Raw genomic sequence first — 21996 nt, forward strand, 5'->3', positions numbered from 1 at the left:
GCGGCGCTCTCAGGACCCGTCTGAGGGAGTCGGCCCACGGTCGCCGGCCGAGGTGCCGAGGAAGGGCTCCGGCGCCGCGGCCGGCTCTTGTGCTTTGACGGGCAGTTTCCCGACCGGCGACTGACGGCCGGCGAGCAGGAAGAGCAGCCATGCCACGGCGCTGACGACGGCGCAGCAGACCAGCGCCGCGTGGTAGCCGAGTGCCTGGGAGATCCCGCCGGCGGCGATGCCGGACACCAGCGCCCCGGCTGCCGCGGTGTTGGCGAACAGCGTGGTGGCCCGGCCGGGAGCCTGCGGGAACAGGTCCTGCATGTGGCTGATGCCCAGCGCGCCCACGAAGGCGATGGCGACGCCTCGGGCGAGGTGAACGAGCACCAGTGCCACGGTCGAGGTGAAGGTCGCCAGGAGCACGAGGTGCACGGTCATGAGCGCCATGCCGAGTAGGATCGCCCGCCGCCTGCTCCACCGGCCGGGGAGCAGCAGGGCGAGCGCCGCGGGGATCTCGGCTGCCGCGCAGACGCTGAACATCCATCCGACCGCGTCGGCCGAGCCGTGCAGCTCTCGGGTGACGTACAGCGGCAGCACCACTGCCCCCGAGAACATCGCTGTATGGAACAGGGTGAAGGCGGCGATCGGCAGCGCGGCGGCGCGCGCGGACACAACCGGGCCCCTGTCCGTCCCGGCGGGTTCCCGTACGGCCGCGGGGCCGCCGCTGAGTCCGAGTACGGTCACGACCATCAGGCAGTACCCGGCGGCGGTGGCCGCGAGCACCGCGGTGTACCCGCCCCCGCCCAGCAGCGCGCCGCCCGCCAGGGGGCCGATCGCCCAGGCGAGCGACCACGTCGAGCGCAGCAGGGGAGTGCGCGCCCCTGATCCGGCCCCTGATCCGGATGCTGTCCGGTCCGCGTGGCTCCTGGCCAGAGCGAACAGCTGCGGGAACGCCGCACTGCCCGGGCCGATGAACAGCACGGCGATGAGGAGCAGCAGCGGATAGGGCGGGCCGGTCAGGAGCAGCAGGTATCCCGTCCCCGCCAGGGACGCGGCCAGCATGGCCGGCTGCCGCCCTGGCCGGCGGTCGTAGCGGCGGCCGAGCAGGATACTGACGGCCATGCCGCTCGCCGACGTCATGGAGACGAAGACGCCGATCTGGAGTGCCGACAAGCGGAGCCGCTCCGCGCCGAACAGGACGAGGTAAGGGCCGATCATGGCTTCGGTGACACCGAGCAGCAGAACGGCCATCAGGAGGGTGAGGAACCGACGCCGCGGCTTGGAGGCCGGAGTTGATCTCATCCGCGGCACGCTACCCAGCCGGCTCCGCCTGTGACCGCTCGCCTCGGTCCACCTGAACGGCTCGGCACTGCCGTCCCCGGCTCAGGTGAGGTCGAGGAGCAGCCTGGCGACGACACTCGGCCGCGCCAGGAAGGGGTGATGGCCTGTCGCCACCTCGACCACGTGGGTGGCCCGCCCGGCCTGGACGCGCTGCACCGCGGCGGGGGTGCCGTTGTCCTGCGCGCACACGACGTAGGTGGACGGGACATGTTGCCAGGCGGCGGCCTGGACCGGCCCGGTGATGACGGCAGCGATGACGGCAGCGCTCTGCCGGACCAGGCGCGCGTGCGCCTGCTCCACGGCCTCGCGGTCGCAGTCCTGCAGAAACGTCCGCGTGGCGACCTCGGCGCGCACGCCGAAGGTGCCGTCGGAGCCGAAGTCCAGATAGGGCGCGGGCGTTCCGTCGCCGAACGACGCCAGGCTCTCGCCCACCTGCGGGAGGAAACTCGCGATGTACACCAGATGGCGCACCTGGGCCAGCCCGGCCGTCGCGGAGCAGAGCTGAGGATGCCGTGGTTCCTCAGGTCGTCAGCGGCCCGATGCCACCACCACGCCCCGTCACGCACGCACGCCCCATGGACGAACACCACTCGCATCCCGGCCTCCTCACTCCTCCGGCTTGAACTCGATCGATGGCTCCGCGAGGCGCTTGCGCAGCTCGTCGTACACATCCGGGGGGAGCGGGCCCTTGCGGGCGGCTGCGACATTGGCCTGTACGTGCGCGACCCGGGTCGAGCCGACGAGCACCGCGTCCAGAGCCGGATGGCCGAGCAGGAAGCGGAGCAGCAGCTCCATCGGCGAGGCTCCGTCCGCCAGATCGTCCAGCCGGGCGGCGGTGAGCCGTTCGTGCAGGTCGGCGAGCGGCCGACGGATCGGTTCCGGGAGGACGTCGGGCGGGGGCGTGAGCGGCCGGGCGATCGAGCCGCGGGCGATCGTTCCCGCACCGGCGGCCGCGGCGGCGGTGATGAGGTCGCCGTGGGACAGGTCCAGCGGGGAGTACGGCACGAGGTACACGTCGAACACGCCCAGCGCGAGGTGGTCAGGAAGGTGCGGCAGCTCGCCCGACATCCCCGTGAAGCGGATCGTGCCTTCGTCCCGGAGAGCGAGCATCTCCGCGATGGTGTCCTCGCTCCGCATGACGGCGACGCTGGGGCTCAGGTGAACCATCAGGATGTCGAGGTGGTCGGTGCGCATGCGGCGCAGGCTCCGCTCGACGCCGGCGCGGATGTTCGTCCTGGTGTAGTCATGCGGTGGCTGTGCTCGTGGGTCGCCGCTCGCGGACATCGGGCAGCCGCACTTGCTGGACAGGACGAATTCCGCACGTCTGTGGGAGATCCAGCGACCGATGTGCTCCTCGGCGTCACCGTAGTCCGGTGAGGTGTCGATGAGGTTCATCCCCGAGTCGAGGACGGCGTTCAGCAGTGTGCCGGCTTGGTCGTCGGTGACCGGCGGGCCCCATGCCCGAGGTCCGCGGAGCTCCATCGCTCCGTAGCCGAGGCGGCCGACCTGGAGTCCGGTCCTGCCGAGGTCGGCGGTGGGCAGTGTCATGTCGTCACCCTGTCTTCGGTCGAGGCCCTCCGGAAGCGTTCGGCAGGCTGCTCAGAAGTCCATGTCCCCGGCGCCCGGCATGGCCGGGGCGGCAGGGGTCTTCTCGGGCTTCTCGGCGATGACAGCCTCGGTGGTGAGGAAGAGCGCCGCGATGGAGGCGGCGTTCTGCAGCGCGGAGCGCGTCACCTTGGCCGGGTCGATGATGCCCGACTCGAACATGTTGACGTACTCGCCGCTGGCGGCGTTGAGGCCCTCGCCCGGAGTGAGGTTGCGGACCTTCTCCACCACGACGCCGCCCTCGAGACCGGCGTTGACCGCGATCTGCTTGAGCGGCTCCTCCAGAGCCTTCTTGACGATCGAGGCGCCGGTGGCCTCGTCGCCGGCCAGCTCCAGCTTGTCGAACGCCTTGGCGCCGGCCTGCAGCAGCGCCACGCCACCGCCGGGGACGATGCCCTCCTCGACGGCCGCCTTCGCGTTGCGCACGGCGTCCTCGATGCGGTGCTTGCGCTCCTTGAGCTCGACCTCGGTGGCCGCGCCGGCCTTGATGACGGCCACGCCGCCGGCCAGCTTGGCGAGGCGCTCCTGGAGCTTCTCGCGGTCGTAGTCGGAGTCGGTGCGCTCGATCTCGGCGCGGATCTCGTTGACCCGGCCGGAGATCTGCTCGGCGTCGCCGGCGCCGTCGACGATCGTGGTCTCGTCCTTGGTGACGACGACCTTGCGCGCGCGGCCCAGCAGGTCGAGGGTGGCGTTCTCGAGCTTGAGACCGACCTCCTCGGCGATGACCTGGCCACCGGTGAGGATGGCGATGTCGTTGAGCATGGCCTTGCGGCGGTCGCCGAAGCCCGGGGCCTTGACCGCGACCGACCGAAGGACGCCTTTGATCCGGTTGACGACCAGCGTCGGCAGGGCCTCGCCCTCGACGTCCTCAGCGATGATCAGCAGCGGCTTGCCGGACTGCACGACCTTGTCGAGCAGGGGCAGCAGGTCCTTGTTGGCGGAGACCTTGCTGTTGACGATCAGGATGTAGGGGTCCTCGAGGACGGCCTCCATGCGGTCGGAGTCGGTGACGAAGTACATCGACACCATGCCCTTGTCGAACCGCATGCCCTCGGTGAGCTCCAGCTCCAGGCCGAAGGTGTTGCTCTCCTCGACGGTGATGACGCCTTCCTTGCCGACCTTGTCCATCGCCTCGGCGATGAGCGAGCCGATCTCGGGGTCGGCGGCGGAGATGGAGGCGGTGGAGGCGATCTGCTCCTTGGTCTCCACGTCCTTGGCCAGCTTGGAGAGCTCCTCGCTGACGCGCTCGACGGCGGCCTCGATGCCCTTCTTCAGGGCCATCGGGTTGGCGCCGGCGGCGACGTTGCGCAGGCCCTCACGAACCAGCGCCTGGGCGAGCACGGTGGCGGTGGTGGTGCCGTCGCCAGCGACGTCGTCCGTCTTCTTGGCGACTTCCTTGACCAGCTCGGCGCCGATCTTCTCCCAAGGGTCCTCGAGCTCGATCTCCTTGGCGATGGACACACCGTCGTTGGTGATCGTGGGGGCGCCCCACTTCTTCTCCAGCACGACGTTGCGGCCCTTGGGGCCCAAGGTCACCTTGACGGCGTCAGCGAGCTGGTTCATACCGCGCTCGAGACCGCGCCGGGCGTGCTCGTCGAATGCGATCATCTTGGACGTCATTCCTGCTCCTGTGCTCTTCGATGGGGGAGGCCCGGGACGGCGCCCGCGACGGACGGTCCGTCGAGGGCGGCCGGCCTGCCCTCGGGACCTCGCCGTCCCGGCCTGCGTCGGATGATGGGCGATGGGCGGGCTTGACTGCCGGCCGCCTGCCGACACTATAACCACATCTTGCGTGCCACGCATTATGTGCGTGCCACGCAATGAATGTAGAGTTCTGTCATGAATGACGACGCCATGAACCTGCGGGCGCGCCACAAGCAGGCCACGCGCGAGGCGATCAGCCATGCCGCGCTCCGGCTGGCCATCGACCAGGGGCCCCACGGGCTGGCGCTGGTCCGCGTCCAGGACATCGCCTCGGCGGCGGGGGTTTCACCGCGCACCTACAACAACTACTTCTCCAGCCGGGAGGAGGCGATCTGCTCCTTCCAAGCGGATCAGTCCAGACGCGCGGGACAGGCGCTGGCCGCCAGGCCGGCCGACGAGCCGCTGAATCGCGCCATCATCGCGGCCATGCTGGAGCTGTACACCGACCCCGAGCCCGACAGGGCCGGACTGCGGATGATCATGTCGACGCCGGAGCTGGAGGGCGAGGCGCTCAAGGCGTTCACCATGGCCGAGGGGCCGCTCGCCGAGGCGATCGCGGCCCGCGCGGGGATGGACCCGGAACGTGACCTCTTCCCCGCCGTCACCGCCGCCGCGGTCGCCGGGGCCATCCGCGTGGCGGGGCGGCACTGGCTCGCCCCCGGCAGCGCCGCCTCCTTCGCCGACGTCGTGCGCGACGCCCTCGCCTGTGTCGTTCCTCCCGCACCGGCTCCGCGGTCGCGTTCTTGACACCTTATATGCCACCATGGCTATATAGCTAGCCAGGCAAATACGACCCGGGGAGAGCCATGAGCACGCTCGGAACGGTGCACAGGACCGAAGACGGCCGCGTCGCCCTGCGATTCGAACGCAGACTCCGGCACCCGCAGGCCAAGGTCTGGCGCGCGATCAGCGAGACCGATCAGCTGCGTGCCTGGTTCGTGCAGCTCCTGGACTACGACCGGTTCCGGTTCGACCTCGTTCCCGGCGCCAGGATCGCCTTCGTCGACCGGCAGGGGACGATGGCCGGCGAGGGCGAGGTCGTCCGGGTCGATCCGCCGAAACTGCTGGAGTACACGTGGGGCTCGGAAATCCTGCGCTGGGAGCTGGAGCCTGACGGCGACGACGGATGCCGGCTGGTGTTCACGAACATCGTCGACGATCCTGACGCCGCACCCGCGCTGGGCGCCGGCTGGCATGCCGGGCTGGACGCGCTGGAGGCCCTGCTGCACGGCCGCCCGACCGATGCCTCCGTCAGTCACGAGCTGCAGGCCGCATATCAGCGGGCCTTGGCATGAAAACCGCCTTCGAGGTCCTGGCGGAGCCCCGGCGGCGGGAGATCCTCGACCTGCTGCGCGACGGCGAACGCCTGGCCGGGGACCTCGTCGGCCGGCTGGACCTTACACAGCCGGCGGTGTCCAAGCACTTGAAGGTGCTGCGCGAGGCCGGCCTGGTCGAGGTCCGCAAGGAGGCGCAGCGCCGCTGGTATCGGCTGCGGCCCGAGCCTCTGGCGGACATCGACGCCTGGCTGGCGCCGTACCGGCGGTTGTGGAGCGATCGACTTGACGCGCTTGAACGCCACCTCGACATGACACCGGACGACTGAGCGGAATCCCAGCATCATGTCCGGCTCGTAGCCGATCGGGCGAACAGGCGCTGATGACGATCTCCCCGGCGGTGCCCGGGGGCGCCGAGCGGGGGCCGGACCTGGGCAGGCCAGGGCCCGAGCGGGCCGGGACATGGGCGGACGTGAGGCGTGGGCGGGCCGGGACCCGAGCTGGCCAGGGGGCCTGAGCTGGCCAGGGGGCCTGAGCTGGCCAGGGGGCCCGAGATGGCCAGGGGTCCCGAGCTGGCGTGGGGCATGGGCGGGCGTGGGGCATGGGCGGGCGTGGGGCGTGGGCGGGCCGAGGCGTGAGCTGGCAGGGGGCCCAAGCGGGCCGGGACATGGGCGGGGCGTGGGGCGTGAGCGGGCTGGGGCCCGAGCTGGCCAGGGCATGGGTCGGCGGGGGCGTGGGCGGGCCGGGGTTGGCGGTGCGGTGCCGTACCCCGGTCCCCGGCGGGCCTCGGGAGCCTCAGCCATCTTTGAGTGTGCGCCAGAACAGGAAGGATCTCGGTGCCGCGGCGGGCGAGGTGCCCCGGCCCCGGCCCTTCGTTCGTCGCCCGCCGCGGTGTCCGCCGGTCGTCAGAGCCGGCGCAGGACCGCCACGACCTTGCCCAGGACGCTGGCCTCGTCGCCGGGGATCGGCTCGTAGTTCGGGTTGTGGGGGACCAGCCAGATGTGCCCGTCCTTGCGCTTGAACGTCTTGACCGTGGCCTCGCCCTCGATCATGGCGGCCACGATGTCGCCGCTCTCGGCGACCGGCTGCTGGCGTACGACGACCCAGTCGCCGTCGGCGATGGCGGCGTCGATCATCGAGTCACCGGCCACCTGCAGGAGGAACAGGGTGCCTTCGCCGACGAGCTGCTTCGGCAGCGCGAAGACGTCCTCGACGCTCTCCTCGGCCAGGATGGGCCCACCGGCGGCGATGCGGCCGACGAGCGGGACGTACGCGGCGGTGGGGCGGCTGACCGTCAGCTCCTCGTCGGTGGCGTCGGGGTCGACCCACATCACGGGCTCGCCCGGCAGACGCACCTCCAGAGCGCGGGGGCGGTGCGGGTCGCGCCTGAGGTAGCCCTTGCGCTGCAAAGCGGTCAGCTGATGAGACACGCTGGAGGTGCTCGTCAACTGCACGGCCTCGCCGATCTCCCGCATGGAGGGCGGATATCCGCGCTGCTGCACCGAGTCGCGGATCACTTCCAGGATCTTGCGCTGCCTGGGCGTGAGGCCCAGGGAGTCGCGTCGGCGCACCGCGAGGTCGCTGACCCCGTTCGCGTCATCCCGCTCGGTCATGCTGCTCCTCCTCGCCCGGATGCCTGCCTCACCGGCGAAGCTCCCGTTCTGTGGTCTTCATGTCGCACACCGCGACCGTATCCCGAATGAAGATCATCTTCAAACAATTGTTCGAGTCTTCCTCGAAATTGGCGCGAGTGTGGTGTACAACATCGTACGGGAGTTCGATCGACACCGTGTTCGATTTGCTGATCTTATTTGGCCTTTTCCTCGGGCCACACGGCGGGAGGTCAACCATGCGAACGACCACAAACACGGACACGACCAGCGAAGACGCCAAACGCCTCACGCTCATCGCCGACGCCACGCAGAGCAAGGACCGACGTCCAGACAATACGCGGGCGGAGGCCGGGGGCCGCGGAAATTCCGGCAAGAGGTTGGGGTTCCCTCCGGGTGGTTCGGGAAGGCGCGGGGGCTCTTCACCCGGCGCAGGTGACGGTGCCGCCCGAGACGCCGGTTTTGACGCCGTTCGGGGTGCCGTTCGCGGTGCCGGCGGCTCGGGGCAGGGGAGGCCCCGGCTGCGCCTGGTCCCCCCGCCCCGCCCGGACGAGGACGGCACCTGCGAGGAGCCGCCCCCGGGGCGTGACGACCGCCGGCGCGCGTCCGAACGTCGTCGTCCAGGAGCCGAGGGCTCGTCCGAGACCCGCGGCTCGCTGAAGGCGGTGCGGCGGGGGCCGCCGACGGGCCGCCGCATACCCGCCCCGAGGCGACCGGACGGCGCTCCCGCCTGGGGAGCGGACGCTGTCGAGGGGCCCACAGCCCCAGGCCGGGAGGAGCAGGGCGCTCAGGGTGAGGGACGGCGAGGGGCGAAGGCCGGTACGGGTCGGGGAGGGCCTGGAACCGGCAGACGCTTCCGCCTCGGCCTGAGACGCCCCCGCCGCCTCAGGAAAGGCGCGACCGCTTCGCTGCAGGCTGCGATCAAGTCCCGCAGGGGGAGAGCGGCGCCCGTTGACCGCGAGGCGGCTGGACGAGGCGCCGTCCTCCCGGCTCCGGTAGGCGATCTTCCGCGCTCGGCGGGCGGTGCGTCCGGTGGGCGCCGGCTCTCCTTGGCTGGGAGCGGTGTCACTGAGTCCTCGGGAGCGCGGTGCGGGCGCCCGGCTGGGGGAGCCGGGCGTCCGAGGGTGCGGCGCGGCCGGCTGGGCGGGGTTCGCCGGCGGGCGGAGGCGGCGCCCCCGGTGCGGTTGACGCGACGCGGGCGGGCCGTGGTGGTCGTGGCGATGGTGCTGCTGTCGCTCGGCGGCTACTGGCTCGGCACCCGGACGGCCAGTCATGCGGCGGCGCAGGCCCCTGCGCCTGGGCACGCCGCGCTCTTCTCGGTGGTGGTCCATGAAGGCGAGGCGCTGAGGAGTTTGTAGGAGTACGACGGTGCCCCGGGGTACGGCACTCGGCGGCGATCCGCCGAGTGGCGTCTCGGGGTGATGCGTGCCGGTCGCGGTCCCCTAAGCGCTCTCGCGACGGCGTCGGGCGGCGAGTGTCGGGTCATCCCTGGAGTCAGCGGCCGCCGCCGCGCCGCTGACGCGGCCGAGTCGCTGGGACCGAGTCGCTGGGGCCGAGTTGGTGGGGCCGAGTTGGTGGGGTGCGCTGTCGTGCCGCTGGTGGGGTCGAGCCGGTGGGGTCAGGCTGGTGGGGGTGCGCTGTCGTGCCGCTGGTGGGGTCGAGCCGGTGGGGTCAGGCTGGTGGGGTGCGCCGCCGCGCCGCTGGCAGGATCGAGCGGGTGGGGCCGAGCTGGTGGGGTGCGCATCCATGCCGCTGGTGGGGCCGGGCCGGTGAGGCCGAGCTGGTGGGGGTGCGCTGTCGTGCCGCTGGCGGGGTCGATCCGGCGGGGTCAGGCTGGTGGGGTGCGCCGCCGCGCCGCTGGCGGGATCGAGTCGGTGGGGCCGAGTCGGTGGGGCCGAGTCGGTGGGGCCGAGTCGGTGGGGCCGAGTCGGTGGGGCCGAGCCGGTGGGGCTGAGGAGGATTTGCTCGTCGGCGACGACGGGATCAACTCGGCCGTTCGCGCCCACCTCTACCCCGACGAGGACCCGCCGCCGTGGAACGACCTGGTCCTGTGGCGCGGCGTGACGTGTGGGCGAGCCGTTTCGCAGCGGACGATTCAGCATTATGGCCGGGGGCGTTCGGCGATCCGGTTGATGAGCGTCGCTGGTCCCGATGAAGTAGGCGACGGCGGTGCCGGTGGGGTCCGTGCAGCCGGGCGTCCGTGCCCTTCGACCTTTTTCGGATGCGTCTAACGCCATAAAAGGGCCTTTGGCCAGGGGAAGCGGCGAGGTGACCGGGCAGGCTGAGGTGTCCGGTACCGTTGTGAGGTTTGTTCACCACCGTGGCGGTCAGCAAGGGGTGTGACGCCCTCCGACGCGACACGCCGGGCCCCTCCGGGCGCGCGTGTGCTGATCAGCCACTTCGATCGGGCGGCGCCGCTCAACTTGCGTTCATGGTCGCTCGCTTCTACGGTTGGACCACAACATCTAGTAGTTACACCGATGTAGTTCACCACACCTTGTGTTTTCGTGACCGCTCCATGGTTCTCCATGGGGTGTGCGCGAGCGTCCCGTCATGGCGGTCCGGCGGTGCGTTGTGGTGGCCGGGTCTAGGAGGCGAGCGCGTGCACTGTCCGTTCTGTCGCCACCCTGACACCAGGGTCATCGACAGCCGCTCCACGGACGACGGCGCGGCCATCAGGAGGCGCCGCACCTGTCCGGAATGCGGGCGTCGCTTCACCACCCAGGAGACCGTACTGCTCATGGTGAGCAAACGCAGCGGGGTGACGGAGCCGTTCTCGCGGGACAAGGTCGTCGCGGGCGTGCGGCGGGCGTGCCAGGGCAGGCCGGTCAGTGAGGATTCACTGGCCCAGCTCGGGCAGCGGGTGGAGGAGGCCATCAGGGCCAAGGGCGCGGCCGAGATCCCGTCCAACGAGGTGGGCCTGGCCATCCTGGGCCCGCTGCGGGACCTCGACGAGGTGGCCTACCTGCGGTTCGCATCGGTGTACCGCGGTTTCGAGAGCCTGGCGGACTTCGAGGCCGAGATCAGGCAGTTGAAGGCGGAGAAGGGGGAGTCGTGACGGAGACGGCCAGCGGTTCAGTGGCGCGCGGGGGCAAGCGTCCGCGCAAGGGACTGAAGATGAAGCGGATCTTCACCAAGCCCGGCGTGCACCCGTATGACGAGATCCAGTGGGAGCGCCGCGACGTCGTCATGACCAACTGGCGCGACGGCTCGGTGAACTTCGAGCAGCGGGGCGTCGAGTTCCCCGAGTTCTGGTCGGTCAACGCGGCCAACATCGTGACCACCAAGTACTTCCGCGGCGCGGTGGGCACGCCGCAGCGCGAGTGGAGCCTGAAGCAGCTGATCGACCGGGTCGTGGGCGTCTACACCCGTACGGGCATCGAGCACGGCTACTTCGCCAGCGACGAGGACGCCGAGATCTTCGACCACGAGCTGAAGCACGCCCTGGCGCACCAGGTGTTCGCGTTCAACTCGCCCGTGTGGTTCAACGTGGGGACGCAGTCGCCGCAGCAGGTGAGCGCGTGCTTCATCCTCTCCGTGGACGACACGATGGAGTCGATCCTGGAGTGGTACAAGGAAGAAGGCGTGATCTTCAAGGGCGGCTCGGGGTCGGGGGTCAACCTGTCCCGGATCCGCTCGTCCAAGGAGCTGCTCAGCAGCGGTGGCACCGCCAGCGGGCCGGTGAGCTTCATGCGCGGCGCGGACGCCTCCGCGGGCACCATCAAGTCGGGCGGCGCGACCCGCCGGGCGGCCAAGATGGTCGTCCTCGACGTCGACCACCCCGACATCGAGGAGTTCATCGAGACCAAGGCGCGCGAGGAGGACAAGGTCCGCGCGCTGCGCGACGCCGGCTTCGACATGGACCTGGGCGGCAAGGACATCGTCTCCGTCCAGTACCAGAACGCCAACAACTCCGTGCGCGTCTCCGACGAGTTCATGCGCGCGGTGGAGAAGGGCGACAAGTTCGGCCTGCGCGCCCGTCTCACCGGCGAGGTCATCGAGGAGATCGACGCCAGGGACCTGTTCCAGAAGATGGCCAAGGCCGCCTGGGAGTGCGCCGACCCCGGCGTCCAGTACGACGACACGATCAACGACTGGCACACCACTCCCGAGACCGGCCGCATCACCGCCAGCAACCCGTGCAGCGAGTACGTCCACCTGGACAACTCCTCCTGCAACCTGGCCAGCATCAACCTGCTGAAGTTCCTGAAGGACGACAACACCTTCAACGTCGCCGACTTCGTCAAGCTGACCGAGCTGATCATCACCGCGATGGACATCTCGATCTCGTTCGCCGACTTCCCGACCGAGAAGATCGGCGAGACGACGCGGGCCTACCGGCAGCTCGGCATCGGCTACGCCAACCTGGGCGCGCTGCTCATGGCGACCGGCCACGCCTACGACTCCGACGGCGGCCGGGCCGTGGCCGCGGCGATCACGTCCCTGATGACCGGCGTGTCCTACCGGCGCAGCGCCGAGCTGGCCGGGGTCGTGGGCGCGTACGAGGGCTATGCCAGGAACGCTGAGCCGCACAAGCGCGTCATGCGCAAGCACGCCGCGGCGAACGACGACCTGCGCACGGTCGGCACCATGGACGCCACGATCCACGCCCAGGCGTCCCGCGAGTGGTCGGAGTGCCTCAAGCTGGGCGAGAGGAACGGCTACCGCAACGCCCAGGCCAGCCTGCTCGCCCCCACGGGCACGATCGGCCTCATGATGGACTGCGACACGACCGGCATCGAGCCCGACCTGGCGCTGGTCAAGTTCAAGAAGCTCGTCGGCGGCGGGTCCATGCAGATCGTCAACCAGACGATCCCGCGGGCGCTCAAGCTGCTCGGCTACCAGCAGGAGCAGATCGAGGCCATCGTCGAGTACATCGCCGAGCACGGCCACGTCGTCGACGCTCCGGGCCTGCGCCAGGAGCACTACGAGGTGTTCGACTGCGCGATGGGCGAGCGGGCGATCGCTCCCATGGGGCACGTGCGGATGATGGCGGCCACGCAGCCGTTCCTGTCCGGCGCGATCTCCAAGACGGTCAACCTGCCCGAGTCGGCGACGATCGACGACATCGCGCAGGTCTACATGGAGGGCTGGAAGCTCGGCCTGAAGGCCCTGGCCGTCTACCGCGACAACTGCAAGGTCGGCCAGCCGCTCTCGGTCGGCAACGGCGCCAAGAAGGAGGAGCCGGCCGCCGAGGTCGCCGAGCCGGAGATCAAGGTCATCGAGGTCAACCGGCCGACCCGCCGGCGCATGCCCAACCAGCGGCCGAGCACCACCACCCGCTTCACGGTGGGCGGCGCCAAGGGCTACATGACCGCCTCGTCCTACCCCGACGACGGGCTCGGCGAGGTGTTCCTCAAGATGTCCAAGCAGGGGTCGACGCTGGCGGGCGTCATGGACGCCTTCTCGGTCGCGATCTCGATAGGGCTCCAGTACGGCGTGCCGCTGGAGACGTACGTCTCGAAGTTCGTCAACATGCGCTTCGAGCCGGCCGGCATGACGGACGACCCGGACATCCGGATGGCCGCGTCCGTCATGGACTACATCTTCCGCCGCCTGGCGCTCGACTACCTGCCGTACGACGAGCGGGCCGCCCTCGGCCTGTTCTCGGCGGCGGAGCGGGCCGCGCAGCAGCGCGGGGAGGACCCGGCGGCGTTGCAGGAGGCGGTGGACCGCGAGGCGCTGGCCCAGTCGGCGCCGATCGAGGAGAAGCAGAAGCCCAAGCAGGCCGCCGAGCCGGAGTCGGTGGCGGCGGGTCAGGAGCTGACGCTGGAGAGCCACCAGCGCTTCGTCGCCGACGCTCCGCTCTGCATGACCTGCGGCACCAAGATGCGGCCGGCGGGCAGCTGCTACGTCTGCGAGGGCTGCGGCTCCACCAGCGGCTGCAGCTGAGGCGATCGCCTCCTCCGGGCCCGCTGCGGCCCGGAGGAGGCCGGCCGCGAGGCTGGTCGAGGGTAGGAGCGCCAGGCCGACGTCCCGTCATCAGGGGCGTCGGCCTTCGTTCTCCCCGATAGTTGACACGACATATATGTTGTGTCATTAATTAGGTATGGCACATGAACCCACACTGGTCTTCGTCCCCTGCTTCTCGGGTGCTCCGTGGGAGCTCGGGCGGCTCGCTCCGCTGGCGCACCGGCCGCTGCGCACGTACCGGCTGCCCGAAGGGGTGGACGACATGGAGGTCTACGCCGACCACCTCGCGGCGCAGGTCGCGGACCTGGACGACTACGTGCTGGTCGGCGACTCGTTCGGGGCGAACGTCGCGCTCGCCCTCGCCGTACGCCGCCCGGCCGGGCTGCGGGGCCTGGTGATGTCGGGCGGGTTCGCCGCCGATCCCGTGTCGTCGCCGCTCTGGAAGGGGGCGATGCGGGTCATGGGCAGGCTGCGGGGCGGGCTGTACCGGCAGGTCGTGCTGCGGGCGCACGCCCGGCGGCTGTCCTCGCCGCACGACGGGGAGGGGCAGGTGCCCTGGAGCGCGGCCGACAGCCGGCGGCTCTTCCTCGACAACACGCCGGCGGCGTCGTTCGGGGCGCGGGTGACGGCGGCGCTCGCCGCCGACTACACCGCCCGGCTCGGCCGGGTGGAGGCGGCCACGCTGATCATCACGCCGTCCCACGACGAGCTGATCGGCCCGGAGGCGGCCGGGATCATGCGGACCGGCATCCCCGGCGCCCGCGAGGTGGTGCTGGAGCGCACCGGGCACATGTTCCGGTTCACGCATCCGGTGACGTACGCGCGGGCGGTCGAGCAGTTCCTGGCCAGGGTCGGCGAGGTGGCGCATGCGGGCCGCTGAGGAGCTGCGCTACCTGATCCTGGCCGCGCAGAGGGAGGGCAACCGGCTGCTCGCCCAGGCCCTGCGGCCGCTCGGGGTGACGCCCTCCCAGGCCGAGGTCATCCGCGTCCTGGGCGAACACGGCCCGCTCAGCCTCAACGGCCTCGGCGAGCTGCTGGTCTGCGAGAGCGGCAACAGCCCGAGCCGGCTCGCCGACCGGCTGGTCACGGTCGGCCTGGTCAGGCGGGACGTGCCGCCGTACGACCGCCGCGCCGTCGAGCTGTCCCTGACCGAGGAGGGGGCCCGGCTGGGGCGGCGGATCGCGGAGGTCGAGGAGGAGCTCTACCGGTCCATCGACGCCGCCGCCGAGGGCCGCGACCTGGAGCCGGTCCTCGGCTTCCTGCGGGCCTTCGTCGGCGACCTGCCCGCGGGGCAGGCGCTCGCCCGCCGCCTCTGATCGGGTCAGGAGTCCAGGAGCTCGCGCAGCACGTCGGGGCGGTTGGTGATGATGCCGTCCACGCCTTGGTCCAGCAGGCGGCGCATGGCGCTCGGGCTGTCCACGGTCCAGGCCAGCGTACGCATGCCGAGGGCGTGGACGCGCTGGACGTACGCGGCCGTGAGCGCGGTGTGCGGCGGGTTGATGAGGTCGGCGAACCTGGCCAGCCGCGGCAGCTCGGCGGCCGGCGGCGTGCCGAGGAGCCCGATCGGCACCTGCGGCAGATGACCGTGGAGGGTCCGCATGGACTGCCAGTCGAACGACTGCACCACCAGCAGGCCCGGTGCCTGCCAGGCGGGGTGCCGGCGGAGCTCGTCGGCGATGCGTCGCTCGATGCCCGGGTAGAGCGCCGGGGACTTGACCTCCAGGAGGAGGCCCATGCCGGAGCCGGCCATCGCGTCCAGCGCGTCGCCGAGCGTGGGCACCGGCTCGCCCGCGTACCGGGATCCGGCCCAGGAGCCGGCGTCGAGGCGGCGGATCTGGGCGAGCGTCAGGTCGCCGACCCGCCACGGCGACAGGTCGGGATAGACGTCCTCCACGTCGGTGGTGCGGGACAGGGTGGTGTCGTGCATCAGGACCAGCTCGTGGTCCTTGGTCTCCTGGACGTCGAGCTCGAACAGGTCCGCGCCCAGGTCGTCGGCCAGATGGAAGGCGGCGATGGTGTTCTCGGGGGCGTACGCGGACGCGCCCCGGTGCGCGACGTCAATGGGGCTCGTGGTCGAGGTCTGGGCCCAGGCGGGGGTGGCGGCGAACGTCAGGGCGAGGGTGAGGACGAGGTGTCGGAACATGGGTCTCCTCCGTCGGGGAGAGGCCGATGAACCGACGGTGACAAGTGAGGGTGACTACAGGTTGAGTGCAGAGTAGACCACAGATGCCCAGGTGATGAGCATCCGACACGCCACAAAGCTCACACCGGCAGAAGGTGTCGTCACCGTTCGTTCAAAGGGTCGCGGATGCGGAGCCGAGTGCCGTCCCGTACAGGCGCGCCGCCCTGATCCGGATCACCAGCCGCCGGTCGGCGACCATCCGGCGCAGGAACGCTCCCTCGTCCGCCGGGTCGGCCAGCCCCGCCTGCATGGCGAGCAGTTCCCTGCCCACCTCGTCCCCCGGCTCGCTGGTGACCGGTGACAGCTCCGCCGAGCCCTCGGCCACCGCGTACGCGTCGAAGCCGTCGCTGGCGACGTACAGCGCGCAGCGCGGGTCCCGGTGGAGCCGGCGCACCTTGGCGCGGTCGGCGAGGGACGAGATGCGGACGACGCGCTGCTCGGCGTCCCAGCGGTACAGCACGGTGGACAGCTGGGGGCGGCCGCCCGCGTCGCCGGTGGCCAGCGCGCCGAAGCGCTGCCGGGCGAGCAGCGCCGACAGCTCGTCGTCGGCGAGCGGGCGGAACGCCGGGTCCGCGCCCGGCGCGTACTGCTCCGACACCTGCCACCCCCGTCCGGATTGCGGAGGTATCACCCTATCCCTAGCTGGCGGTTCAACGTCTGGGCATCGGAGATCACCCAGTATTCGGCGAACCTGCCGTCCTCGGCCCGCAGGAGGTCGTGTCCGCTGAAGGCGATCCTGGTGCCCGGCTCGGCGGTCGCGCCGGGCAGGCCGCCCCGGTACGTCCCGGCGAACGTCCACCGCGCGGCGACCTGGTCCCCGTCCACGATCGGCCCCACGTCGAGCGTGAGCGTGACGTCCTCGAACGGCGCGTGCCCCTGCCGCAGCGCCTCGGCCAGCCCGTCGGGGCCGTGGACGTCCATGCCGGGCCAGTGCCCGACGAAGCCGGGGGTGACCAGGTCGTGGACGAGCCCGAAGTCGCCGTTCCACATGTCGAGCAGCCATCGTCGGTACAGTTCGGCGATCATGCGGGGCCCCTACCCCCATACCGATAAGTTACGAGTCGTGAACCTTGCAATTACCAGCGGATATGTCGTGCCTGTCGACGGCGACCCCATCGACGGCGGCACCGTGCTCATCACGAACGGGAAGATCGCCGAGGTCGGCGCGGACGTCCGGATCCCCGAGGACGCCACGATCGTGGACGCCGCGGGCGCGTGGGTGCTGCCCGGGTTCGTCGAGGCCCACGGCCACCTCGGCGTGCACGAGGAGGCCGAGGGGTGGGCCGGCAGCGACACCAACGAGATGACCGACCCCAACGGCGCCCGGCTGCGCGCGCTCGACGCGATCAACCCCGCGGACCTGGCCTTCGCCGACGCCCTGTCCGGCGGCGTCACCACCGCGGTGATCAAGCCAGGCTCCGGCAACCCGATCGGCGGCCAGACCGTCGCCGTCAAGTGCTGGGGCAGGTCCGTCGACGAGATGCTGATCAAGGAGCCGGCGAGCGTCAAGAGCGCGCTCGGCGAGAACCCCAAGCGCGTCTACGGCGACCAGAAGAAGCTGCCCTCCACCCGTCAGGGCGTCGCCGCGGTGATCCGCGACGCGTTCATGAAGGCCCAGGACTACCGCGCCAGGAAGGACGCGGCGGCCCGCGAGGACAAGCCGTTCGACCGCGACGGCACGATGGAGGTCCTCGTCCGCGTGCTCGACGGCGAGCTGCCCTGGTGCCAGCACACGCACCGGGCCGACGACATCGCCACCGCGCTGCGCCTGGCCGACGAGTTCGGCTACCGGCTGATCATCAACCACGGCACCGAGGGGCACCTGCTCGCCGACGTCCTGGCCGAGCGGAACGTGCCGGTGATCATCGGGCCGCTGTTCACCAGCCGGTCGAAGGTCGAGCTGCGTCAGCGCTCGCTGCGCAACCCCGGCGTGCTCGCGCGGGCCGGCGTCGAGCTGGCGATCACCACCGACCATCCCGTGGTGCCGATCCACTTCCTCGTCCACCAGGCCACGCTCGCGGTGAAGGAAGGGCTCGACGCGGCCGAGGCGCTGCGCTCGATCACCGTCAACCCGGCCCGCATCATGGGGCTCGCCGACCGGGTCGGCGCGCTGCGCCCGGGGCTCGACGGCGACGTGGTGATCTGGTCCGGGGACCCCCTGGACGTGATGAGCCGGGCGCTGCGGGTGTTCATCTCCGGCAAGGAGGTGTATTCGTACACGGACGGTGAGGCTTCGGTGGCGGACCCGTACTACCGGGAATCAAGCAGCCGTTAAGCGCTTGTCGATGCGGGGGGCGCATAGTGGGCGGACCGAAGGGAAGAGAGGCACCACCATGACTGCACCGACGCTCGCGCAGCGCCCCAGCAAGGCTTTGCTGCTCGGTCTGGTCGTCTCCGGGCTCCTCGCGCTCATCACGCTGGCGGTCATGCTGGTCGCGGGCGGTCCCGTCGGGTTCGGGCTGTCCATGCTGCTCGCGTTCGCGCCCCTGCCGGTGCTGCTCGCCGCGGTCCTCTCCCTCGACCGGCTGGAGCCGGAGCCGAAGCTGCACCTCGCCTTCGCGTTCGCGTGGGGCGCGGGGGTGGCGATCGTCCTCGGCATCGCCCTGACCTTCGTCGGCCAGGAGTGGGTGAAGACCGGCTACGGCTCCGCGGTCGCCGAGAGCATCGGCACCGTCTACCTCGCCCCCGTGATCGAGGAGGCGCTCAAAGGCGCGGCCCTGCTGCTGCTCCTGCGCCGCCGCCAGGAGATCGACAACCTGACCGACGGCATCGTGTACGCCTCCATGGCCGGCCTCGGCTTCGCCGCCGTGGAGAACGTCGGCTACTACCTGCTCGCGTTCGGCGCGGACGGGCCGGGGGCGGCGATCCAGCTCTTCGTGGTGCGGGGGCTGATCGACCCGCTCGGCCATCCGATCTACACCTCGCTGATCGGGCTCGGCGTCGCCTACGCGATCACCCGCCGCACGACCTTCAGGTACGCCATGATCCCGCTGGGCTATCTCGGCGCGGTCTTCCTGCACGCGCTGTGGAACGGCGCGGCCAGCACGGGCTCGCTCACCTGGCTGGGCGGCGCCTACCTGGTGATCATGGCGACGCTCGTCACGCTGGTCGTCGTGACCGTGAACGAGCGCCGTCACCTCGTCGGCAAGATGGCTCTCTACCTGCCGATCTACCAGCACACCGGGCTGATCTCCGACGCCGACGTCCGCATGCTCACCACGCTCCCCGCGCGCAAGGCGGCCCGCAAGTGGGCCAGGCGGGCGGGCCTCGGCCGGGCCATGAGCGACTACCAGCAGGCCGCGACCGAGCTGACCATCCTCCATCTGCGGGCCGAGCGGAGGGAGCTGGACCCGGTCAGGTTCGCGGTGGAGCGGGACGCCTACCTGGGGGTCATGGCCCAGGCGCGGCGCTGGTGATCGGGCGGCGCTGGTGATAGGACCGGCGCCGGTGCCGGAGCGATCAGGCGGCCGGCCCAGCAGCCGACCGCGCAGCCGCCTGTGCAGCCGACCGTGCAGCCGCCCGTCCAGCCGCCCGGCTGGGCGACTGGCCTGACGACCGGCTCGACGACCGGCTCGATGACCGGGCGGCTGACCAGACGGCGAGGGCCGTCACGGCGGTGAGCACGACGCAGGCGCCGATCGCCACGTCCGCGCCGCGCGCCGGCCCCAGCGCCCCGACGACCGCCGCCACGCCCGCCGCCCCGAGGGACGAGCCGACATACCGGGCGGTGTTGTTGGCCCCCGACCCCATGCTCACCTGGTGCGCCGGCACGCTCTCGACGGCCAGGTGGGTGATCGCGGAGTTGATCAGGCCGGACCCGGCGCCGCTCACCGTCAGCCCCGCCACGACCAGCGGCAGCGACAGCGCCGCGCCCACGCCGAGCAGCGCGGCGAACCCGGCCGCCGTCAGCGCGAGCCCCAGCGCCAGCCGCGCGGCCGAGCTCAGCCGGACGTGCCGGGTCAGCAGCGAGCCCGCGAACGACAGCCCCGACCAGACCGCGAACAGCAGCGCCGTGTCCAGCGCCGTCAGCCCGTGCGCGACCTGCAGCACGGTGGGCAGGTAGTTGAGCAGCCCCACGATCGCGGCCCCCACGACCATCGCCGACCCCGTGCTCAGCAGGAACGCGGGCCGCCGGAACAGCGCCAGGTCCAGCAGCGGCTCCTCCCGCCGCCGCTCCACCGCCACGAACGCCGCCAGCAGCACCGCCGCCAGCACGAAGGCGCCCGGCACCACGGGCCGCGTCCAGCCGGCCCGGCCCTCGGTCACCCCCGCGACCAGCGCCGCCACGCCCAGGGTGAGCAGCACCACGCCGGGCACGTCGAAGCGGCGCCGCGCCGGCGAGCGCGACTCCTCCAGCCGGCGGGCCGCGGCGATCGCCAGCGCCGTGGCCGAGGCCGCCATCAGCGCGTAGACCGTACGCCAGCCGGTCAGCGCGGCGAGCGCGCCGGACAGCAGCGGGCCGAGCAGGGTGCCGAGGCCCATCATGGCGCCGTACCTGCCGGTGGCGCGCACCCGCCCGGGCCCCGGCGGGTAGGCGTGCCCGACGATGCCGAGGCTCGCGGCCAGCATCGCGGCGCTCGCCCCGCCCTGGACGAGCCGGGCGGCCACGAACACGGCCACCGACGGGGCCGCCGCGGCCACGGCGCTAGCGGCGGCCAGCACGAGCGAGCCCGCGACGAGCACCCGCCTGCGGCCGTGGTCGTCGGCCAGCCCGCCGGAGACCAGCAGCAGCGACGACAGCCCGAGCGCGATCGAGCCGAGCATCCACACCGGCCCGGTGGGCCCGGCGTGGAGGTCCCGCGCCATCTCCGGCAGCGTCACCATCGGCAGCGTGAAGTTGGACAGCACCAGCAGCGGCGCGGCGGAGGCCACGGCCAGGGTTCCGCGCCGCACGACCTGAGTCGGTTCGGTCAATGAACTCATAGTGCCGGACGGTATCACGGTTCGGTGAATGAACTAACATGGGGTGCATGGCGCTCGGCAAGAACTACGACGGTCAGGACTGCTCCTTCGCCAAGACCCTGGAGGTGCTCGGCGAACGCTGGACGCTGCTCGTGGTCCGTGACGCGATGTGCGGCGTGCGCCGCTTCGCCGACTTCCAGGCTCACCTCGACATCCCCAAGGCGGTGCTGTCCCAGCGGCTGAGCGCGCTCGTCGAGGCCGGCGTGCTCGAACGGCGCCGCTACCAGGACGCGCCGCCCCGCGACGAGTACGTCCTGACCCCCATGGGCCGCGAGCTGTGGGTGCCGGTGCTGGCCCTCGCCCAGTGGGGCGACCGTCACCTGACCGCGAACGGTCCCCGGCGGCTGTACGCCCACGTCACCTGCGGCTCACTCCTGGATCCCTACTCGGTCTGCGGGACGTGCGGCCGGAGCGTGCCGCTGGAGGAGGTCGAGGTGCGGCCAGGGCCGGGGCTGCGGGACGACAAGCGTACTGACCTGGTCAGTCTCGCCCTTCGGTCACCGCACAGGATGCTCGCCCCGATCCCTGACAAGATGGGGGAAACCCCTGAAGGGAGATCACATGAGCTGGGCGGAAATCGGGTCCGAGGCCGAGCTGCGCGAGCTGCTCGGTGAGGTCATGCCGAGGGCGGCGACCAAGGAGCGGGTGCGGCTGCACGAGCGCGACCGCCAGTGGCTGGCCGCCTCGCCGTTCTGCCTGATCGCCACCTCCGACGAGCACGGCGCGTGCGACGTCTCGCCCAAGGGCGACCCGGCCGGGTTCGTCCACGTGCTCGACGACGCCACGATCGCCATCCCCGACCGGCCCGGCAACCGCCGCGCCGACGGCTTCATCAACATCCTGCGCAACCCGCACGTCGGACTGATCTTCCTGATCCCCGGCCGCAACGAGACCCTGCGGATCAACGGCCGTGCCCGGCTCGTCCGCGAGGCTCCGTTCTTCGACGAGCTGGTCGTGAAGGGCCACCGCCCGCACCTGGCGATCGTCGTCGAGATCGAGCAGATCTTCTTCCACTGCGCGAAGGCGTTCCTGCGCTCGTCGCTCTGGAAGCCCGAGACCTGGGGCGACGACCTGCCCTCGCACGCGCGGATCACCAAGGACGTGCAGAAGGTGGAGGAGTCGCTGGAGGAGCTGGAGACATACTACGGCGCGACCTACGCCAAGAAGCTGTACGCCTCCTAGCGTCAGGCGGCGGGCGCCGGGCCGCCGGGGAAGCGGAGGACGTTGCGGCCGGTGTAGGCGCGCAGGTCGACGACCTTGGGATCTGCCTTGGGATCTGCGGGGGGCTTGCGGCGGTCTGCCGAACGGATGTCGCGGACCTTGTGCCTGGCGATGTGTGGCGGCACCACCACAAGCCTCTTCATCGTAAGCCCCCCGTGATGTTTTCGTTACTGATGTTATCTATCGATACCCCCGT

General features: G+C 71.2%; 23 protein-coding genes. 13 read left to right on the plus strand and 10 right to left on the minus strand.

What is annotated here, in order from left to right; all coding sequences use genetic code 11:
* Positions 1–9: 9 nt before the first annotated feature.
* The 4 genes from AC27IY_RS09405 to groL all read right to left on the minus strand — a co-directional run bounded on the left by AC27IY_RS09405 (position 10) and on the right by groL (position 4554).
* Complete coding sequence (locus AC27IY_RS09405) at positions 10–1290, minus strand: MFS transporter (RefSeq protein WP_487177675.1); 1281 nt, start codon at positions 1288–1290, stop codon at positions 10–12.
* Positions 1291–1371: 81 nt separating this feature from the next.
* Complete coding sequence (locus tag AC27IY_RS09410; RefSeq protein WP_487177714.1) at positions 1372–1809, minus strand: alpha/beta fold hydrolase; 438 nt, start codon at positions 1807–1809, stop codon at positions 1372–1374.
* A 126-nt stretch (positions 1810–1935) separates the two neighbouring features.
* The gene (locus tag AC27IY_RS09415) at positions 1936–2877 is read right to left on the minus strand and encodes an aldo/keto reductase (protein ID WP_487177677.1); all 942 of its coding nucleotides are present in this window, start codon (positions 2875–2877) and stop codon (positions 1936–1938) included.
* A 51-nt stretch (positions 2878–2928) separates the two neighbouring features.
* Positions 2929–4554: a chaperonin GroEL gene (gene groL / locus AC27IY_RS09420; RefSeq protein ID WP_487177678.1), complete on the minus strand. Its 1626-nt coding sequence runs from the start codon at positions 4552–4554 to the stop codon at positions 2929–2931.
* 219 nt (positions 4555–4773) lie between these two features.
* Between groL and AC27IY_RS09425 the strand changes: the two genes are divergently transcribed.
* The 4 genes from AC27IY_RS09425 (at position 4774) to AC27IY_RS09440 (ending at position 6550) form a co-directional block, all read left to right on the plus strand.
* A complete protein-coding gene (locus AC27IY_RS09425) occupies positions 4774–5385 on the plus strand; it encodes a TetR/AcrR family transcriptional regulator (RefSeq protein WP_487177679.1) in 612 nt (203 codons plus the stop codon).
* Between the two features lie 77 nt (positions 5386–5462).
* Complete coding sequence (locus AC27IY_RS09430) at positions 5463–5933, plus strand: SRPBCC family protein (RefSeq protein WP_364443779.1); 471 nt, start codon at positions 5463–5465, stop codon at positions 5931–5933.
* On the plus strand, positions 5930–6241 hold the full coding sequence (locus AC27IY_RS09435) for an ArsR/SmtB family transcription factor (RefSeq protein WP_449946429.1): 312 nt from the start codon (positions 5930–5932) through the stop codon (positions 6239–6241). Before AC27IY_RS09430 ends, AC27IY_RS09435 begins: the two co-directional genes overlap by 4 nt.
* A 150-nt stretch (positions 6242–6391) precedes the next feature.
* Complete coding sequence (locus AC27IY_RS09440) at positions 6392–6550, plus strand: hypothetical protein (RefSeq protein ID WP_487177680.1); 159 nt, start codon at positions 6392–6394, stop codon at positions 6548–6550.
* Between the two features lie 267 nt (positions 6551–6817).
* Here the strand turns inward: AC27IY_RS09440 and lexA are convergent, their stop codons facing one another.
* A complete protein-coding gene (gene lexA / locus AC27IY_RS09445; RefSeq protein ID WP_091092259.1) occupies positions 6818–7525 on the minus strand; it encodes a transcriptional repressor LexA in 708 nt (235 codons plus the stop codon).
* A gap of 1175 nt (positions 7526–8700) precedes the next feature.
* On the opposite strand from lexA, the gene AC27IY_RS09450 reads away from it, so the two are divergent.
* From AC27IY_RS09450 to AC27IY_RS09470, 5 genes are all read left to right on the plus strand, one after another.
* Positions 8701–8880, plus strand: coding sequence for a hypothetical protein (locus AC27IY_RS09450; RefSeq protein ID WP_487177681.1), 180 nt, complete (start codon positions 8701–8703; stop codon positions 8878–8880).
* 1244 nt (positions 8881–10124) lie between these two features.
* Positions 10125–10580, plus strand: coding sequence for a transcriptional regulator NrdR (gene nrdR / locus AC27IY_RS09455; RefSeq protein WP_091092256.1), 456 nt, complete (start codon positions 10125–10127; stop codon positions 10578–10580).
* The gene (locus AC27IY_RS09460; protein WP_344212784.1) at positions 10577–13414 is read left to right on the plus strand and encodes a vitamin B12-dependent ribonucleotide reductase; all 2838 of its coding nucleotides are present in this window, start codon (positions 10577–10579) and stop codon (positions 13412–13414) included. The genes nrdR and AC27IY_RS09460 overlap by 4 nt, the downstream gene beginning before the upstream one ends.
* Positions 13415–13571: 157 nt before the next feature.
* Positions 13572–14315, plus strand: coding sequence for an alpha/beta fold hydrolase (locus AC27IY_RS09465; RefSeq protein WP_487177682.1), 744 nt, complete (start codon positions 13572–13574; stop codon positions 14313–14315).
* Positions 14302–14751, plus strand: coding sequence for a MarR family winged helix-turn-helix transcriptional regulator (locus tag AC27IY_RS09470; RefSeq protein ID WP_487177683.1), 450 nt, complete (start codon positions 14302–14304; stop codon positions 14749–14751). Before AC27IY_RS09465 ends, AC27IY_RS09470 begins: the two co-directional genes overlap by 14 nt.
* Positions 14752–14756: 5 nt before the next feature.
* On the opposite strand, the gene AC27IY_RS09475 is transcribed toward AC27IY_RS09470, so the two are convergent.
* From AC27IY_RS09475 to AC27IY_RS09485, 3 genes are all read right to left on the minus strand, one after another.
* A complete protein-coding gene (locus tag AC27IY_RS09475) occupies positions 14757–15578 on the minus strand; it encodes a glycerophosphodiester phosphodiesterase (RefSeq protein ID WP_423478493.1) in 822 nt (273 codons plus the stop codon).
* Positions 15579–15729: 151 nt separating this feature from the next.
* Positions 15730–16215: a TIGR03618 family F420-dependent PPOX class oxidoreductase gene (locus tag AC27IY_RS09480; RefSeq protein ID WP_344212776.1), complete on the minus strand. Its 486-nt coding sequence runs from the start codon at positions 16213–16215 to the stop codon at positions 15730–15732.
* Positions 16216–16244: 29 nt separating this feature from the next.
* Entirely contained in the window at positions 16245–16643 is a 399-nt protein-coding gene (locus AC27IY_RS09485; protein ID WP_487177684.1) for an ester cyclase, read from the minus strand.
* A gap of 37 nt (positions 16644–16680) precedes the next feature.
* Here AC27IY_RS09485 and AC27IY_RS09490 point away from each other — a divergent pair, with 37 nt between their 5' ends.
* Positions 16681–17892 carry an amidohydrolase gene (locus AC27IY_RS09490; RefSeq protein ID WP_344212772.1) on the plus strand — a complete coding sequence of 404 codons (1212 nt, stop codon included), beginning with the start codon at positions 16681–16683 and terminating at the stop codon, positions 17890–17892.
* Between the two features lie 58 nt (positions 17893–17950).
* Positions 17951–19033, plus strand: a complete 1083-nt coding sequence (locus AC27IY_RS09495) for a PrsW family intramembrane metalloprotease (protein WP_344212770.1) — start codon at positions 17951–17953, stop codon at positions 19031–19033.
* 43 nt (positions 19034–19076) lie between these two features.
* On the opposite strand, the gene AC27IY_RS09500 is transcribed toward AC27IY_RS09495, so the two are convergent.
* Positions 19077–20531, minus strand: a complete 1455-nt coding sequence (locus AC27IY_RS09500) for an MFS transporter (RefSeq protein ID WP_487177685.1) — start codon at positions 20529–20531, stop codon at positions 19077–19079.
* 56 nt (positions 20532–20587) lie between these two features.
* Here AC27IY_RS09500 and AC27IY_RS09505 point away from each other — a divergent pair, with 56 nt between their 5' ends.
* On the plus strand, positions 20588–21193 hold the full coding sequence (locus tag AC27IY_RS09505; RefSeq protein ID WP_344212765.1) for a winged helix-turn-helix transcriptional regulator: 606 nt from the start codon (positions 20588–20590) through the stop codon (positions 21191–21193).
* A complete protein-coding gene (locus tag AC27IY_RS09510) occupies positions 21141–21761 on the plus strand; it encodes a pyridoxamine 5'-phosphate oxidase family protein (protein WP_423450983.1) in 621 nt (206 codons plus the stop codon). Before AC27IY_RS09505 ends, AC27IY_RS09510 begins: the two co-directional genes overlap by 53 nt.
* A 2-nt stretch (positions 21762–21763) precedes the next feature.
* Here the strand turns inward: AC27IY_RS09510 and AC27IY_RS09515 are convergent, their stop codons facing one another.
* A complete protein-coding gene (locus AC27IY_RS09515) occupies positions 21764–21943 on the minus strand; it encodes a hypothetical protein (protein ID WP_364443812.1) in 180 nt (59 codons plus the stop codon).
* Positions 21944–21996: the final 53 nt, after the last annotated feature.

It is taken from the genome of Nonomuraea sp. B208 (assembly GCF_057536035.1).

Coding starts and splice junctions, on each gene's coding strand:
- lexA (WP_091092259.1), bottom strand. CDS start 7,525: ATGACCGAGCGGGATGACGCGAACGGGGTCAGCGACCTCGCGGTGCGC.
- AC27IY_RS09510 (WP_423450983.1), top strand. CDS start 21,141: ATGAGCTGGGCGGAAATCGGGTCCGAGGCCGAGCTGCGCGAGCTGCTC.
- AC27IY_RS09465 (WP_487177682.1), top strand. CDS start 13,572: ATGGCACATGAACCCACACTGGTCTTCGTCCCCTGCTTCTCGGGTGCT.
- AC27IY_RS09475 (WP_423478493.1), bottom strand. CDS start 15,578: ATGTTCCGACACCTCGTCCTCACCCTCGCCCTGACGTTCGCCGCCACC.
- AC27IY_RS09415 (WP_487177677.1), bottom strand. CDS start 2,877: ATGACACTGCCCACCGCCGACCTCGGCAGGACCGGACTCCAGGTCGGC.
- AC27IY_RS09405 (WP_487177675.1), bottom strand. CDS start 1,290: ATGAGATCAACTCCGGCCTCCAAGCCGCGGCGTCGGTTCCTCACCCTC.
- AC27IY_RS09435 (WP_449946429.1), top strand. CDS start 5,930: ATGAAAACCGCCTTCGAGGTCCTGGCGGAGCCCCGGCGGCGGGAGATC.
- AC27IY_RS09505 (WP_344212765.1), top strand. CDS start 20,588: ATGGCGCTCGGCAAGAACTACGACGGTCAGGACTGCTCCTTCGCCAAG.
- AC27IY_RS09495 (WP_344212770.1), top strand. CDS start 17,951: ATGACTGCACCGACGCTCGCGCAGCGCCCCAGCAAGGCTTTGCTGCTC.
- AC27IY_RS09485 (WP_487177684.1), bottom strand. CDS start 16,643: ATGATCGCCGAACTGTACCGACGATGGCTGCTCGACATGTGGAACGGC.
- AC27IY_RS09470 (WP_487177683.1), top strand. CDS start 14,302: ATGCGGGCCGCTGAGGAGCTGCGCTACCTGATCCTGGCCGCGCAGAGG.
- AC27IY_RS09515 (WP_364443812.1), bottom strand. CDS start 21,943: ATGAAGAGGCTTGTGGTGGTGCCGCCACACATCGCCAGGCACAAGGTC.
- groL (WP_487177678.1), bottom strand. CDS start 4,554: ATGACGTCCAAGATGATCGCATTCGACGAGCACGCCCGGCGCGGTCTC.
- AC27IY_RS09425 (WP_487177679.1), top strand. CDS start 4,774: ATGAATGACGACGCCATGAACCTGCGGGCGCGCCACAAGCAGGCCACG.